This window comes from Klebsiella sp. Lac1 (assembly GCF_009825425.1).
Classification (GTDB): Bacteria; Pseudomonadota; Gammaproteobacteria; order Enterobacterales; family Enterobacteriaceae; genus Klebsiella; species Klebsiella electrica.
In genome coordinates this window covers 2,973,353-2,988,218 of record NZ_VJZJ01000001.1, presented here as the reverse complement: position 1 = coordinate 2,988,218, position 14,866 = coordinate 2,973,353, and the positions used below count along the sequence as shown (strand labels likewise).

Below are 14,866 nucleotides of genomic sequence, written 5' to 3'. Positions count from 1 at the left end.
GCCGTGCGCGGGCGACTCTCTTCTGCATACCCCTGCTACAGATGCATAAGCTGGCGAAATTCTTTGACCTTGCTGCGGCTGACCGGCACCTGAAACTCCAGATCGCGTAAGCGCAGAATATAGGTATTGTTGAACCAGGGCTCAATTTCGCGAATTTTATTCAGGTTCACGCAGTATGAGCGGTGGCAGCGGAAGAAGTGCGCTGGCGGCAGCTTGCCGCAAAACTCCGTAATGTTCATTGGCATCACGAATGATTCCCGCCGGGTATAGACAAAGGTCATTTTTTCGTGGGCTTCCGCATAGTAAATATCGTGAATACTGGTCACGATAATTCGCTCATCTTTTATGAGATTGATCGTGTCATTTTCCCGCTGCGGATTGGTCGTCGTCCCGGTCTGGCTGCCTGTCTGCTGCTGTAGCTGCCAGGCGCTGGTCAGCTTTTGCAGCATGTTAATGATGCGTGATTCCTGGTACGGCTTCAGAATGTAGTCGAACGCTTCCAGTTCAAAGGCCTCCACCGCGTGCTCTTTCCAGGCGGTGATAAACACAATAAACGGTTTATGCGCGAACTGGCTGATATTCTGCGCCAGCAGGACGCCGTCCAGCGAAGGGATGTTGATGTCGAGAAAAATGGCATCAACCTTGTTGTGCTGCAGGAACTTCAGCACGTCCAGCCCGTCGTCGAACGTCCCGACAATCTCCATCTGGCTGTGGGTGTTAATTAACCACGTGAGCTCCTGCTGCGCCGGGAACTCGTCTTCAACTATGATGACTTTCATTTTTTCTCCGTTCATGGCAACAGAGACACCGCAGTGGTCTGGGAGACAAGCTTGTTAGGCACGTAGAACGCAATCTCGGTTCCCGGATTCATGCGGCGGATGTGCAGCCCTTCGCCATACAGTAATTTTACCCGATGGTGAACGTTGAGCAGACCGATTTTATTCCCCGGCATTTCATCCGCCTCCACCCGCGCGACCACGGCAGGATCGATACCATTTCCGGTATCGCGAACGCTAATCCGCACCCGATTACCGCACTCGTTGATGCCGAGGGTGACGACGCCTTTGCCTTTGCACGGCTGGATCCCGTGGACAATGGCATTTTCCACCAGCGGCTGAATCAGCAGGCTCGGTATCACGCAGCTGACCTCATCGTCGATGTCGTAGATAACGGTGAGCTTATCGCCGAAGCGCGCCTGTTCGATGGCAATATAATCCTTGATTTGGTACAGCTCTCTTTTGATATCAATCTGTTCGTCGTCTTTTAATTCAATGTTATAGCGTAAATAGCGCGACAAATTAAAAATAAGCTGACGGGCGGTATCCGGATTCATGCGGATCGAGGATGAAATCGCATTGAGGGCGTTAAAGAGAAAGTGCGGGTTGATTTTGCTCTGGAGGGCGCGCAGTTCGGCTTTGTTGGCCATTTCCCGCAGCTGTTCCGCCCGTGAGACCTCCAGCTGAGTGGAGATGATTTGCGACAGACCGACGGCCATCTCCTGCAGGGACGAGGTGATGCGGTGGGCGTGGCAGTAATAAATTTTCAGCGTGCCGGTCACCACGCCTTTCTCCCGTAGCGGAATGACCAGCATGGAGTGAATCTCCGGCGTTCTGTAAGCTTCATCATTGTTTTTAATAATGATTTTTCCGCTTTCGATCGCCTGGCGCGTGGTGGGACTGATGTCATTATCACTATCGTGATAGTTGCTTTCGCCAAATCCGACGTAGGCCAGAACCCGATCGGTGGTGGTGATGGCCACCGCGTCGGCGTTGATATCGCGGCGAATGATGTCGCACACCTGGCGCAGGGATTCGCTGTTGACATGACGGAAGAGCGGCAGCGTTTTGTTGGCGATATCCAGCGCCAGTTTTGCCTGGCGCGCGGCGCTGGCCTCCTTTTCACCCTCGACGCTCTGGACCAGCAGCACGATAAAACCGATACAGACGCTGCCAAGGATCATCGGGATCCCGATTTTGGAGACGATATCGAGGCCCAGCGAAAACGACGGCGCCCAAAAGACCACGAGGATCATGGTTAACGTTTCGCAGAGCATCCCGGCGAGAATCCCGATCTTCCAGCGCTGAGCCTTCGGCACTTTGCGATTAATCAGCCCTGACAGCAACCCGGCAACAATGCTGGTGATAAAGCAGGGGATAGCAGTTACACCATCAATATCAATAAGGTAACGATGTACACCGGCAATGGCCCCAACGATAGCTCCGACCCAGGGGCCAAACAAAATCCCCCCGGACATCACTGCGATAATCCGCACGTTGACCAGAGAACCCTCTACCGGCACGCCAGACCAGGTGCTGAACAGGGCAAACAGGGAAAAAATGGCGATAACCGCCAGCAGCTCTTTCGGTGTATGCGCAGATTTATGCAGTAGCTCGCGAAACAGGCGCAGACGGATTAGGAAAAAAAGGCAAATCAGCATGAGTGCCGCGCGGTCGAAAACCGCCAGCAGCATTGTAAATATTTCGTGCATGGGTGCGCCGTGTCTATCGCGGGAAAGCAACATCATAAAAAACCTGGCGACAGAAGGCCAGCGAAGCGTCGAACAGGGAAAAGTCACACGAAAAAAAGGGGATTGATAGCCGGGCCAGCGCCGACATGATGAGCGGGAGATAAATGATAAAAACAGGTAAATTAATAGATATTAATATGTTGCACCTAATTTTCGTGGCGGCTAAATCGAGGATGTCCGCCGTCGGATGTCATTAGCCTGATGCCCGCATTTTTCGCCGGCGATTATTTTTTTCTCACCCTCTCGACAGCATCATTTTTTTCGGGTTATTTTCTAAGCTCGTCGCAAACGCGACAGCGTCGCTCGGACGGTCCGGGCGCTAACGTTACTCTGAGGAATCTATGACTGCATCCAGTCCTGAACGCCGTTTTACACGTATCGATCGTCTGCCCCCTTACGTTTTTAATATTACAGCTGAGCTGAAAATGGCTGCGCGTCGGCGCGGTGAAGATATTATCGATTTCAGCATGGGCAACCCGGACGGCGCGACGCCGCCGCATATCGTTGAAAAACTTTGCACCGTTGCCCAGCGTCCTGATACGCACGGTTACTCCACCTCCCGCGGTATTCCTCGCCTGCGCCGCGCCATTTCGCGCTGGTATCAGGATCGCTACAACGTTGAGATCGATCCGGAATCGGAAGCGATTGTCACCATTGGTTCAAAAGAGGGGCTGGCGCATCTGATGCTGGCGACGCTGGATCATGGCGACACGGTGCTGGTGCCTAACCCCAGCTACCCGATCCACATCTACGGCGCGGTGATTGCCGGTGCGCAGGTGCGTTCCGTGCCGCTGGTGGAAGGCGTTGATTTCTTCAACGAGCTGGAGCGGGCGATTCGCGAAAGCTACCCGAAACCGAAAATGATGATCCTCGGTTTCCCGTCCAACCCGACCGCACAGTGCGTCGAACTGGAATTTTTTGAAAAAGTGGTCGCGCTGGCGAAGCGTTACGATGTGCTGGTGGTACACGATCTGGCCTATGCCGACATCGTTTATGATGGCTGGAAGGCCCCTTCAATTATGGAAGTTCCCGGCGCGCGTGATGTGGCCGTGGAGTTCTTTACCCTCTCCAAAAGCTACAACATGGCCGGCTGGCGTATCGGTTTTATGGTCGGTAATAAAACGCTGGTCAATGCATTGGCGCGTATTAAAAGCTATCACGATTATGGCACCTTCACCCCCTTGCAGGTCGCGGCAATTGCGGCGCTGGAAGGCGACCAGCAGTGCGTTCGTGATATCGCCGAACAGTACAAGCGCCGTCGCGATGTGCTGGTTAAAGGGCTGCATGAAGCGGGCTGGATGGTCGAGTGTCCGAAGGCATCGATGTACGTTTGGGCGAAGATCCCCGATCAGTATGCGGCGCTGGGCTCGCTGGAGTTTGCGAAAAAGCTGCTGCAGGATGCGAAAGTATGCGTTTCGCCGGGTATCGGCTTCGGCGATTACGGTGATACCCACGTGCGCTTTGCGCTTATCGAAAACCGCGATCGTATCCGCCAGGCCATTCGCGGGATCAAATCGATGTTTCGCGCCGACGGGCTGTTGCCTGCATTGGGTAAGTCAGCCGGGGAAAGCCTCGAATAACGGCGAAGCCAGGAACAGCACCAACAAAAAACGGGAGCCGCTGGCTCCCGTTTTTTTGACTCTGGCGGTGCTTAAATCATCAGGGCAAAAGTACCGGCCCAAACGATGACCATAAAAGATACGCCCATAATAAAGTATTTCACGACTCATCACTCCGCGTTCTCGGCGAAACGCCTAAATGAATTTAATCTTCATTGTTGATTCTGATCTGTCGCAGTAAAAGCTGATGATTATAACGGCCGCGGCAGGTCGAAATTCTGTGCGATAACTGCTCCAGATGGCGCTAATGTACGCCTAAAAAATGAGGGAAACAAGAGGCATTTTTTTATTAATTTTTAGCTACTTACGAGTGTCGTGATTCGGCGACACATTAATTTCATTCGGTAATAAATTCCATTCTGGCGACGGTTTTCGCCGTAGCGGCCTTTCGGCGATAGCGGCTTGATTTTGGCATGTATGCTGTTACCGGCCGCTTCCTTGCGGCGGGCTCGTTTTTAACCACCCCGATCAGGTCAGAGTGAGCGAATGTGTCCACCATCGCCCACTTCGGCGTGACGATACCATTCCATCAGTTCCAGCGTTCCTTCTTCACCCTCCGCTGGCGCCCACGACACATAATCTCCGGCAGCAACAGGCTGATAACCGCCGTGTTTGACCTCAAAAATGACGCCGCCGGCATCCAGCGACAGAACCGCATGCCAGGTCCCGGCATCCATCTCTAACGCCGTACACTCTTCACCTAATACGATGCGGCGAGTGACGAAACCGAGGTCATCAAAAGTCAGCACCACAAAACGGCCGCTGAGAGCCAGCAGCAGTTCAAAGGTGTGCGGATGACGGTGAGGGCGAATATAGGTTCCCGGTTCCATCGCGATCGCCAGACGTTGTACGGGATCGGTTAATTCCGGGTGAAAATTACGATGAGCGCGTAAACGAGGTGAACGCGCTGCCGCTTCGCTCTGCTGTTGCATGTCACTGAAAGTGATGTATTTCATTTAGCCGCCTGACGTGAGGTCTGAGATTGCGAATGGTTTCGCTACCGTAGATGAGCTCTGCACTGTGTGGCAGAAACCCGGTCGCCGCATTGTATCCATTCCCCTGGCCGGCGCGCACTGTTTTTCGGTTTCATCAGGCGCTATATCGCGTGGTCAGTTCAACACGCTGACGGCATTGACCTTTCGGTGACCTCCTGGAGCATGGTAGACCGTAGCAGGCTCCTTGATATATATGACGCCTTCCATAAACTCGAATGATTATTATTGTATGTCAGCGGTGTCATAATACAACTTATTCATTTTATGAATTGTATTATGACAAAGATATAGCCGGTTTTATATAACTCAGTTTTTTAAAAGTAAGATTTTTTCTCTCAATATATGAAGGATATTCTTATTTTGATGAGATTGTTGTTTTGAATTTTTCGAATAGTTGAGCGATTTAATCTGAAAATACAGTAATGGCGCGGTGTTTACACCATTGTTAAATATTTTACGATGGCCCTGAATGTATCACTCTTTTTTTGCCTGCTTTACCTTAACGCAAATTACTGGTTAAAATAAAAACCTGTCTTTTATATGGCAATACTCTGTCCGGAAAAGGGACTAATTTATTCAGGAGATAAATATATATGTCTGAATCATTTCAGAATGAGATACCTCGTGCACGTGTAAATATAAAACTGGATCTGGTGACGGGTGGCGATAAGAAGAAAATTGAGCTGCCGTTGAAGCTCCTGAGCGTTGGTGACTTCAGCAATGGCAAGGCGCAAGGGACGCTTTCAGAGCGCGAAAAAATCAATATCACTATGAGTAATTTCAACAGCGTCCTCGCGGATCTCCATCCCGAAGTTTGTCTCACTGTTAAAAATACCCTCGCCAACGATGGGTCCGAAGAGAATGTGAAACTGGCCTTTCAGGATATGAAGGATTTTGAACCTGAGGCGGTCGCGCGGCAAATTCCACAGCTGCGTGTGATGCTTGCTATGCGTAATTTGTTACGTGATTTGAAATCCAATCTGCTGGACAACATTACTTTCAGGAAAGAACTGGAAATCATTTTAAAAGACCCTGCTCTTTCCGATGAGCTGCGCAGTGAATTGAATGCGCTTGCCCCGGCCCAGGATTAATGTCTGGAACTTTAACGGAATATTAACGAGAAAAATGCTGATGTCAGTAAATAACGAAATCCAGAATGAGGGAAGGGCAGCGACAGTTGAAAAAATGCTGCCGCAGAACGGTGTATATGCTTCACTGTTCGACAAAATTAATTTAACTCCGGTCGCCGAAACGGGTGACCTGAATGGATTTGAAGATAATACCGTAATGGCGGAAACCTCCGCCGATGAACGTGTTACCGCCGCTGTTCAGGTTTTCATGCAGTGTCTGCACAAGTCTGGTCAGAAGGTCGAGAAGCTCGATAAGACATTACTGGACCACCATATCGCTGAACTGGATTTCCAGATCAGCCGTCAGCTTGATGAAGTCATGCACCATGACGCGTTCCAGAAAGTGGAGTCCGTGTGGCGTGGCCTTCAGTCCCTGGTGAGCAAGACTGACTTTCGCCAGAACGTGAAGCTGGAAATCCTCGATCTGTCCAAAGAAGAATTGCGGCAGGATTTCGAAGATTCTCCGGAAATTGTCCAGAGCGGCCTGTACAAACAGACCTACATCGCTGAATACGACACCCCGGGCGGTGAGCCGATTGCGGCGGTGATTTCAGCTTATGAGTTCGATGCCACCGCGCAGGACGTGGCGCTGATGCGTAATATTGCAAAAGTCTCCGCCGCCGCGCACATGCCTTTTATTGGCTCTGCGGGGCCGAAATTCTTCCTCAAAGAGTCGATGGAAGAGGTGGCGGCCATCAAAGATATCAGCAACTACTTCGACCGCGCCGAGTACATCAAGTGGAAATCCTTCCGCGAGACGGACGATTCACGTTATATCGGCCTGGTGATGCCGCGCGTGCTCGGTCGCCTGCCGTATGGTCCGGACACCGTACCGGTACGTAGTTTCAACTATGTCGAAGAAGTGAAAGGCCCGGATCACAATAAATACCTGTGGACTCATGCGTCTTTCGCCTTTGCGGCCAATATGGTGAAAAGCTTCATCAATAATGGCTGGTGCGTGCAAATTCGCGGCCCGCAGGCCGGTGGCGCAGTGAAAGACCTGCCGATCCATCTGTATGACCTCGGTACCGGCAATCAGGTGAAAATTCCGTCCGAAGTGATGATCCCGGAAACCCGCGAGTTTGAGTTCTCCAGCCTCGGCTTCATTCCGCTGTCATACTACAAAAACCGCGACTACGCGTGCTTCTTCTCTGCGAACTCCGCCCAGAAACCCGCCCTGTATGACACAGCCGATGCCACGGCCAACAGCCGCATTAACTCGCGTTTGCCGTACATTTTCCTGCTGTCGCGCATCGCCCACTACCTGAAGCTGATTCAGCGCGAAAATATCGGTACCACCAAAGACCGCCGTCTGCTGGAGCTGGAGCTGAACACCTGGGTGCGTGGCCTGGTCACCGAAATGACCGATCCGGGCGATGAGCTGCAGGCATCACACCCGCTGCGCGATGCGAAAGTGGTGGTGGAAGACATCGAGGATAACCCGGGCTTCTTCCGCGTGAAGCTGTACGCGATCCCGCACTTCCAGGTGGAAGGGATGGACGTCAACCTGTCGCTGGTCTCCCGTATGCCGAAGGCTAAAGCGTAAGGTCAGGGGAAATCAGGGATGAAAATTTTTCGCCCACTTTGGGAGGACGGGGCGGTTCTGGCCCCGCAACAATTCCAGCAGCAGGCCCGCTGGAATGCACACATTGCCGATACGGTCGCGGGGATGGGGATTTCCCATCTCTGGGGCGTGGTGAGTGCCGAATTTGATGACGCCGCTCTGGCGTTGTCGCGCCTGAATGCCACCCGTCTGGTGGTGCGCTTTCAGGATGGTACTCTGGTTGATACGAGCCTGGCAGATAATCTTCCGCCGGTCTGTGATTTATCCTCTGCCGCTGGCAGAGAGTCCGTCGACGTGGTTGTGGCACTGCCGCTGCTGAGTGCCAGTGGCGGCAATCTGGATAACGGTCAGGACAGCGAGCGTCCTAAGCGCTGGAAAGCCGAGCGCGTGGTGGTTCAGGAGCTGGCCGGGTATGAAAGCGGTGAGCTGGCCATTCTGCGTAATGCCATCACCCTTCGTTTGTCCACGCAGGAAAATACCGCTTACCTGACCTGTCCTGTGGCCCGCCTGGCACGTAATGCGCAGGGGCTGTGGAATCGTGATACGTCCTTTATCCCTCCGATGCTCTCGGTTGCGGCAAGCCCTTTGCTTGTGACTGAACTGGGTGACCTGCTGGTGCGCCTGCAGGCACGACGTAAGCGTCTGATGGCGATGCGCCGTGAAAGCAACGAGCGTATGGCGGATTTTGCTGTGGCGGATGTCTCCCTGTTCTGGTTGCTCAATGCCCTCAACAGCGCGGAGCCTGTGCTGGCCGAACTGCTGCAGACCCCGGGGCGTCACCCTGAGTTGCTCTACCGTGAACTGGCTCGCCTGGCGGGCAGCCTGCTGACGTTTTCACTGGAGCACGATGCCGGGGAGATTCCTGCTTATCAGCATGATGTGCCTGAACATGTATTTCCGCCGTTGCTGACGCTGCTTGATAAGCTGCTGGAAGCCAGCCTGCCATCACGCGTGGTCAGCATTCAGCTTGAGCGGCAGGAACAGATCTGGAAAGGCGCCCTTCACGATGCGCGCCTGCGCGAAGGGGCCGATTTCTACCTCTCCGTGCGCTCTTCCATGCCGAATCACGAGCTGCAAACGAAATTCCCGCTGTTGTGTAAGGCGGGTAGCTTTGAAGATGTCTCGGATGTGGTGAACGTGGCCCTGAGCGGAATGGTGATCAAACCGCTGACGCATGTGCCGGCGGCGATCCCTTTACGTCTTGAGAACCAGTACTTCTCCCTGGATCTGAGCTCGGAAGCGGCCCGTAGCATGCTGGAAATGGGAAGCTGCACCTTCTACACCCCGCGCTCACTGGGGGATGTGAAACTTGAACTCTTTGCGGTGCTGCGCTCATGAATAAATCCGCTCACAGTCAAATCGAACAGATTTTTTATCCGGGCTGGTTGATGGCCAGCCAGCTGCGCGGCGGACAGGTAGTCCGGGACGGAGAAGTGCTCTATCGCCGGGCCTGCCGTCTGGTTCAGGAAGCGCGTACGTTGCTCTCGGATGCAGGTTACAGCGAAATCAGCCGGGATCACATGGTTTACGCCCTGTGTGCTCTGCTGGATGAGAGTGTCCTGAACCGGGGTACCACCGACGATGGCTATCTGACCTGGCGCCGCGACCCGCTGCAGGCGCATTTCTTCGGTACCCTGAACGCCGGGGAGGAACTGTGGGAGCGTATCCGCAACCTGCTGAAAGAGTCCGCACCGGACACGGCCATACTGACCTGCATGTACCGGACCCTGCAGCTGGGATTTGTCGGCCAGTACCGGGCGCAGGATGACGAGCGCCGTGAAGACGTGGTACGTGCGCTGGGTGAACGGGTGCCCGCTTTTACGCTTGCCCAGGATGCGCCGCTCGTTATCAGAGCGTCTCGCTTGCGCAGCGGCCGTCGTCTGTACTGGATTTCCTGGATCCTCGGGGCGGCAGTACTGGCTGCGCTGTGGTTCTTTCTCTCTTCCTCCCTCACCGAACTGGTGAGCCAGACGGTCAGACCGGGGTAAAGGATGCGTGATGTTTACCGGAGTCTGTTAATTGTCCTGACGGGCGTACTGGCGCTGTGGCTCATCCTGGGTTTCTGGCCGCTGTCGGTCGGGAGCCGCGTGGCGCTCGTCCTGCTGGTTGTTCTGGTGTGCGGGGCGATGCTCTGGCGTCAGCACCGGGCATTACAGCTGTGGGCTCAGGCGCTCAGAGAGATTGTGGACGAGAGTCTGCCTCCGGAAGATTTTCAGGGGGCGGTCATTCTGGTGTGTGGTGATAACAGCGCGCTGTTCGCTGAGTCTGCACAGCATCGTGAAACCCGTCAGGGCTGGTATTTGCGGATAAAAGACGCAGAACATCTGCCCTTGCTCGCCCAACATCTTAGTCAGATCCGCCCGGCGCTGGTGTCACAAATCTCGGTGTTGCTGGCGGTATTGCCTGAACGACATACCTCCGACGTCGACTTTACCCAGAGCCTGCGCGTCTGGCAGTGTGCGGTGGTGCAGAGTCGTACCGCTTCTGGCCGACTTCCGCCGCTGTGGATTGTGACCTGGGTGTCACCGCCAGCCGCCTGTGCTGATGCGGAGCCGGTCTGGTTTACCACGGTCAGTCAGCGGGCAGGGATCCAGGTGTATCAGCCCGGTCAGGGCAATCTGTCACTCATGGACTGGATCCGGGAAACGGCGGCGGGCGAGCGACTTTCCCGCCTGAGCCAGGGGTTGTGGCTTGACAGTGGACTCACCTGGCTGAACAACGCTGTCAACAGCCTGCTGTCAGTACGTCAGGGGGAATTACCTGCCCTGAAAACCTGCGTGCAGGGGTTGTGCATGGTACCTGTGAAGGGGGTTGCCGGTAACCTCTGGCAGCAGCACATCGCCACTGTCACTGCGCTGCCGCCCGATGCGACTGATAACGGGGAGCCTTTGCCGCTGCCTGAGCTCCTTCTGCCAGCGTTGCCACGCCGTCGCGGCGTCAGCGGTCGGATGGTGTTCTGGCGTTATGTCGGGCTGCTGGGGGGGATTTTCCTGGCACTCGCCATGCTGGCGTCATGGATGAACAACCAGCGTTTGATCCGCAATGTCGGCGACCATCTTGCCTTGTACCACCATCTTACCGGGACACCGGTTGAGCCGAAACTCCGTGCTCAGCAGCGGCTGCGCGCCGACGGCGCACTGCTGGATGGCTGGCAGCGTCGGGGTGAGCCTGTGCGCTATCGCCTCGGGCTGTATCAGGGGATGCGTCTGGTGCCTGCTGTTGAAGCGGCCGTGAATGACTGGGCTCCGCCATTGCCGCCAACGCCGGTTATCAAAAAAATCGTACAGGGGCCGAAGACACTCCGTCTCGACAGCATGTCACTGTTCGACTCCGGGCAGTCCGTGCTGAAAACCGGCTCTACCAGAATGCTGGTCAACTCACTGGTGGGCGTCAAGGCAAAGCCGGGCTGGCTGATTGTGGTCGCCGGCCATACGGATAACACAGGCACCCCGCAACTGAACCAGACGCTTTCTCAGAAACGTGCCGAGGCGGTGCGCGACTGGATGCGGGACACCGGCGACGTGCCGGAAAGCTGTTTTGCGGTCCAGGGTTATGGCGCAAGCCGTCCTGCTGCAACCAACGACACCCCGGAGGGGCGCGCGCTCAACCGCCGTGTCGAAATCAGTCTGGTACCGCAGGCCAGTGCCTGCCAGATACCGGGCAAAACCCAGGCGTCATCGCAGGATGATGGCGCATCACTACACAATGGAGAGTAATTCTATGGCAATTCCTGTTTATCTTTGGCTGAAAGATGACGGCGGCGCGGACATCAAAGGGTCTGTCGACGTTCAGGACCGTGAAGGCAGCATCGAAGTGGTGGCGCAGAAGCATAACCTGTACATCCCGACCGATAACAACACCGGCAAGCTGACCGGTACCCGTATCCATACGCCGTTCCTGTTCACCAAGGAAATCGATTCGTCCAGCCCGTATCTGTACAAGGCGGTGACCACCGGTCAGACCCTCAAGTCTGCGGAATTCAAGTGGTACAAAATCAACGACGCGGGCCAGGAAGTGGAGTACTTCAACACCAGACTCGAAAACGTGAAAGTGGTGAAAGTGAACCCACTGATGCACGACATCAAGGATCCTGCTTACGAGAAGCACAACCACCTCGAGCAGATCGAGTTGCGCTACGAAAAAATCACCTGGACCTACAAAGACGGCAACATCATTCATTCCGATTCCTGGAATGAACGCGCCACTGCATAAACCTGATGCGGGCAGGGATCCCTGTCCGCAATTTTTGCCGAACGTCTGCTGGCACGGGCTTTCAGCAAAGAACTCACAATCTGCCAGCCGACCGTATGCGCTTTGGTCCCCTTCACGGGAAACAGCGAGGGGCGGTAGCGTGTCCAGGAACCGACAAAGAGAGAGACTCATGGAAAATCCAGCCATCCTGCTGCGACGTCTGAACCCTTACTGTGCCCGCGCCATGGAAGGGGCGGCCTCGCTCTGCCAGACCCGCGCGCATGCGGAAATTCTGCCAGAACACTGGCTACTGAAACTGCTTGAGCAGGGGGAGGGAGACCTGACGGTACTGGCGCGCCGCTACGAGTGGGATATGGATGCGCTGTGGCAGGAGTTGCTCGGCTGGCTTGATACACTTCCCCGCTCTGTTCGCAGTCGCCCGCAGCTTTCAGACAGCATTCAGACGCTGATGCAGGAAGCCTGGCTGATTGCCTCCCTGAATGGTGAAGAGCAAATCCGTAGTGTACATCTGCTGATGGCGCTGGTCGGTAAGCCTGGACTGGCCCGCTGTGACGGACTGTGGCCACTGCTGACGCTGAGTCAGAGTCAGCTGGCTCGCCTGCGTCCATTGCTTGATGCACAGTCTGACGAACGTCCGGAAGTGCAGCAGGAAGCTGAACTGGCGCAGAGTCATGGCGGCGATGTGGCGTTTGTCGGGCGTCCTGTCGGCGCGCAGGTAAAAGAGGGCGAACTGAGCCCGGCACGACAGAATGCGCTGGATAAATTCACTCTCGACGTCACCGCCAGAGCGAAGCAAGGCAAAATCGACCCGGTGTTTGGCCGCGATACCGAAATCCGCCAGATGGTGGATATTCTCTCCCGTCGCCGTAAGAACAACCCGATTCTGGTCGGTGAGCCGGGCGTGGGCAAAACCGCGCTGGTGGAAGGCCTTGCATTGCGCATCGCTGAAGGCAACGTCCCGGAATCCCTCAAGCCTGTGGTGCTGCGCACTCTCGACCTCGGCTTGTTGCAAGCGGGCGCAGGCGTGAAGGGCGAATTCGAGCAGCGTCTGAAAAACGTGATTGACGCCGTGCAGCAGTCACCGGTACCAGTTTTGCTGTTTATCGATGAAGCACACACTATTATTGGCGCGGGCAACCAGGCGGGCGGCGCAGATGCCGCCAACCTGCTGAAGCCCGCGCTGGCACGTGGCGAACTGCGTACCATTGCCGCCACCACCTGGTCTGAGTACAAACAATACTTCGAGCGTGACGCCGCGCTGGAGCGCCGCTTTCAGATGGTCAAAGTGGACGAGCCGGACGATGACGCCGCCTGCCTGATGCTGCGCGGCCTGAAGTCCCGCTATGCTGAGCACCACAACGTGCACATTACCGATGATGCAGTGCGTGCTGCCGTCACACTCTCCCGCCGTTATCTGACGGGCCGCCAGTTGCCGGATAAAGCCGTCGATTTGCTGGATACCGCCAGCGCCCGCGTGCGCATGAGTCTCGACACCGTACCGGAACCGCTGACTCGCATCCGTTCGCAGATTACCGCACTTGAAATGGAGAAGCAGGCGCTGCTGGAAGACATTGCCGTCGGCAATCAGAGCCGCGGTGAGCGCCTGAGCGCCATCGGGCAGGAAGAAAACGCCCTTATCGTTGAGCTTGACGAACTGGAAACTCAGTACGGCCAGGCGCTGAAACTTACCGGACGGCTGCTGGAAATCCGCCAGGATATCTCCCGTCAGAGTGAGACTCATGCGTTACAACAGGAACTGAATGGTTTGCAGCAAAGCAACCCGCTGCTCTCTGTTGATGTCGACGTGCGTACTGTGGCTACCGTGATTGCCGACTGGACCGGCGTGCCGCTGTCGTCGCTGCTGAAAGATGAACAGACCGGGCTGCGGACCCTGGAAAATGAAATCAGCAAGCGCGTGGTCGGGCAGGATGTGGCGCTGGAAGCCATCGCGCAACGCCTGCGTGCAGCGAAAACCGGCCTCACGTCCGAGAATGGCCCACAGGGTGTGTTCCTGCTGGTCGGGCCGAGTGGTGTCGGGAAAACCGAAACCGCGCTGGCGCTGGCAGACGTGATGTACGGCGGCAAAAAATCGCTGATTACCATCAATCTGTCGGAATACCAGGAACCGCACACGGTGTCGCAGCTGAAAGGCTCACCGCCGGGCTATGTCGGTTATGGTCAGGGCGGCATTCTCACCGAAGCCGTGCGCAAGCGTCCGTACAGCGTGGTGCTGCTGGATGAAGTAGAGAAAGCGCACCGCGATGTGATGAATTTGTTCTATCAGGTCTTCGATCGCGGCTTTATGCGCGACGGTGAAGGCCGTGAAATCGACTTCCGCAATACCGTGATTCTGATGACCTCGAATCTCGGCAGCGCCCCTCTGATGCAGCTGCTTGATGAACAGCCGGACGCCACCGAAGGCGATTTGCACGAATTAATGCGACCCATTCTGAGGGACCACTTCCAGCCTGCACTGCTGGCGCGTTTCCAGACGGTGATCTATCGCCCGCTGGCGGAAGCAGCGATGCGCACTATCGTCGAAATGAAACTCGGTCAGGTCAGCAAGCGTCTGCACCGTCATTACGGTCTGACCACGCATATCGACGAGAGCCTGTTCGATGCGCTGACCGCCGCCTGCCTGCTGCCAGACACCGGTGCGCGTAACGTCGACAGTCTGCTCAACCAGCAAATTCTGCCGGTGCTGAGCCAGCAGTTGCTGGCCCATATGGCGGCGAAGCAAAAGCCGCAATCTTTGACGCTGGGGTGGAGTGAGGAAGAGGGGATTGGGCTGGTGTTTAATGAGGCACACGGAGGCTGAA

Annotated in this window: 12 protein-coding genes; 8 read left to right on the top strand and 4 right to left on the bottom strand. The window is 55.5% G+C overall.

Going from position 1 to position 14,866, the window contains the following annotated elements:
- Positions 1-35: 35 nt before the first annotated feature.
- Positions 36-779 carry a LytR/AlgR family response regulator transcription factor gene (locus FNY10_RS14530; RefSeq protein ID WP_100686538.1) on the bottom strand — a complete coding sequence of 248 codons (744 nt, stop codon included), beginning with the start codon at positions 777-779 and terminating at the stop codon, positions 36-38.
- A gap of 11 nt (positions 780-790) precedes the next feature.
- Positions 791-2,470, bottom strand: coding sequence for a sensor histidine kinase (locus FNY10_RS14525; RefSeq protein ID WP_160703313.1), 1,680 nt, complete (start codon positions 2,468-2,470; stop codon positions 791-793).
- Positions 2,471-2,868: 398 nt separating this feature from the next.
- Between FNY10_RS14525 and alaC the strand changes: the two genes are divergently transcribed.
- Positions 2,869-4,107 (top strand): alanine transaminase, encoded by a 1,239-nt coding sequence (gene alaC / locus FNY10_RS14520; protein ID WP_141964032.1) that lies wholly within the window; start codon positions 2,869-2,871, stop codon positions 4,105-4,107.
- Between the two features lie 71 nt (positions 4,108-4,178).
- Here alaC and ypdK read toward each other — a convergent pair whose 3' ends face one another.
- Positions 4,179-4,250 carry a membrane protein YpdK gene (ypdK, locus tag FNY10_RS14515; RefSeq protein ID WP_099130696.1) on the bottom strand — a complete coding sequence of 24 codons (72 nt, stop codon included), beginning with the start codon at positions 4,248-4,250 and terminating at the stop codon, positions 4,179-4,181.
- A 369-nt stretch (positions 4,251-4,619) separates the two neighbouring features.
- Entirely contained in the window at positions 4,620-5,102 is a 483-nt protein-coding gene (locus tag FNY10_RS14510) for a WbuC family cupin fold metalloprotein (RefSeq protein WP_100682848.1), read from the bottom strand.
- Positions 5,103-5,734: 632 nt separating this feature from the next.
- Between FNY10_RS14510 and tssB the strand changes: the two genes are divergently transcribed.
- The 7 genes from tssB to tssH all read left to right on the top strand — a co-directional run bounded on the left by tssB (position 5,735) and on the right by tssH (position 14,865).
- Complete coding sequence (tssB, locus tag FNY10_RS14505; RefSeq protein WP_160702952.1) at positions 5,735-6,232, top strand: type VI secretion system contractile sheath small subunit; 498 nt, start codon at positions 5,735-5,737, stop codon at positions 6,230-6,232.
- A 34-nt stretch (positions 6,233-6,266) separates the two neighbouring features.
- The gene (tssC, locus tag FNY10_RS14500) at positions 6,267-7,817 is read left to right on the top strand and encodes a type VI secretion system contractile sheath large subunit (protein WP_160702950.1); all 1,551 of its coding nucleotides are present in this window, start codon (positions 6,267-6,269) and stop codon (positions 7,815-7,817) included.
- Between the two features lie 18 nt (positions 7,818-7,835).
- Positions 7,836-9,173, top strand: coding sequence for a type VI secretion system baseplate subunit TssK (gene tssK, locus FNY10_RS14495; protein ID WP_160702948.1), 1,338 nt, complete (start codon positions 7,836-7,838; stop codon positions 9,171-9,173).
- The gene (gene tssL / locus FNY10_RS14490) at positions 9,170-9,823 is read left to right on the top strand and encodes a type VI secretion system protein TssL, short form (protein WP_160702946.1); all 654 of its coding nucleotides are present in this window, start codon (positions 9,170-9,172) and stop codon (positions 9,821-9,823) included. The genes tssK and tssL overlap by 4 nt, the downstream gene beginning before the upstream one ends.
- A gap of 3 nt (positions 9,824-9,826) precedes the next feature.
- Complete coding sequence (locus tag FNY10_RS14485) at positions 9,827-11,551, top strand: OmpA family protein (protein WP_202395316.1); 1,725 nt, start codon at positions 9,827-9,829, stop codon at positions 11,549-11,551.
- A gap of 4 nt (positions 11,552-11,555) precedes the next feature.
- Positions 11,556-12,047, top strand: coding sequence for a type VI secretion system effector Hcp (hcp, locus tag FNY10_RS14480; protein WP_131048833.1), 492 nt, complete (start codon positions 11,556-11,558; stop codon positions 12,045-12,047).
- 169 nt (positions 12,048-12,216) lie between these two features.
- Positions 12,217-14,865, top strand: coding sequence for a type VI secretion system ATPase TssH (tssH, locus tag FNY10_RS14475; RefSeq protein WP_160702944.1), 2,649 nt, complete (start codon positions 12,217-12,219; stop codon positions 14,863-14,865).
- Position 14,866: the final 1 nt, after the last annotated feature.

Coding starts and splice junctions, on each gene's coding strand:
- FNY10_RS14530 (WP_100686538.1), bottom strand. CDS start 779: ATGAAAGTCATCATAGTTGAAGACGAGTTCCCGGCGCAGCAGGAGCTC.
- FNY10_RS14525 (WP_160703313.1), bottom strand. CDS start 2,470: ATGCTGCTGGCGGTTTTCGACCGCGCGGCACTCATGCTGATTTGCCTT.
- alaC (WP_141964032.1), top strand. CDS start 2,869: ATGACTGCATCCAGTCCTGAACGCCGTTTTACACGTATCGATCGTCTG.
- FNY10_RS14510 (WP_100682848.1), bottom strand. CDS start 5,102: ATGAAATACATCACTTTCAGTGACATGCAACAGCAGAGCGAAGCGGCA.
- tssB (WP_160702952.1), top strand. CDS start 5,735: ATGTCTGAATCATTTCAGAATGAGATACCTCGTGCACGTGTAAATATA.
- tssC (WP_160702950.1), top strand. CDS start 6,267: ATGCTGATGTCAGTAAATAACGAAATCCAGAATGAGGGAAGGGCAGCG.
- tssK (WP_160702948.1), top strand. CDS start 7,836: ATGAAAATTTTTCGCCCACTTTGGGAGGACGGGGCGGTTCTGGCCCCG.
- tssL (WP_160702946.1), top strand. CDS start 9,170: ATGAATAAATCCGCTCACAGTCAAATCGAACAGATTTTTTATCCGGGC.
- FNY10_RS14485 (WP_202395316.1), top strand. CDS start 9,827: ATGCGTGATGTTTACCGGAGTCTGTTAATTGTCCTGACGGGCGTACTG.
- hcp (WP_131048833.1), top strand. CDS start 11,556: ATGGCAATTCCTGTTTATCTTTGGCTGAAAGATGACGGCGGCGCGGAC.
- tssH (WP_160702944.1), top strand. CDS start 12,217: ATGGAAAATCCAGCCATCCTGCTGCGACGTCTGAACCCTTACTGTGCC.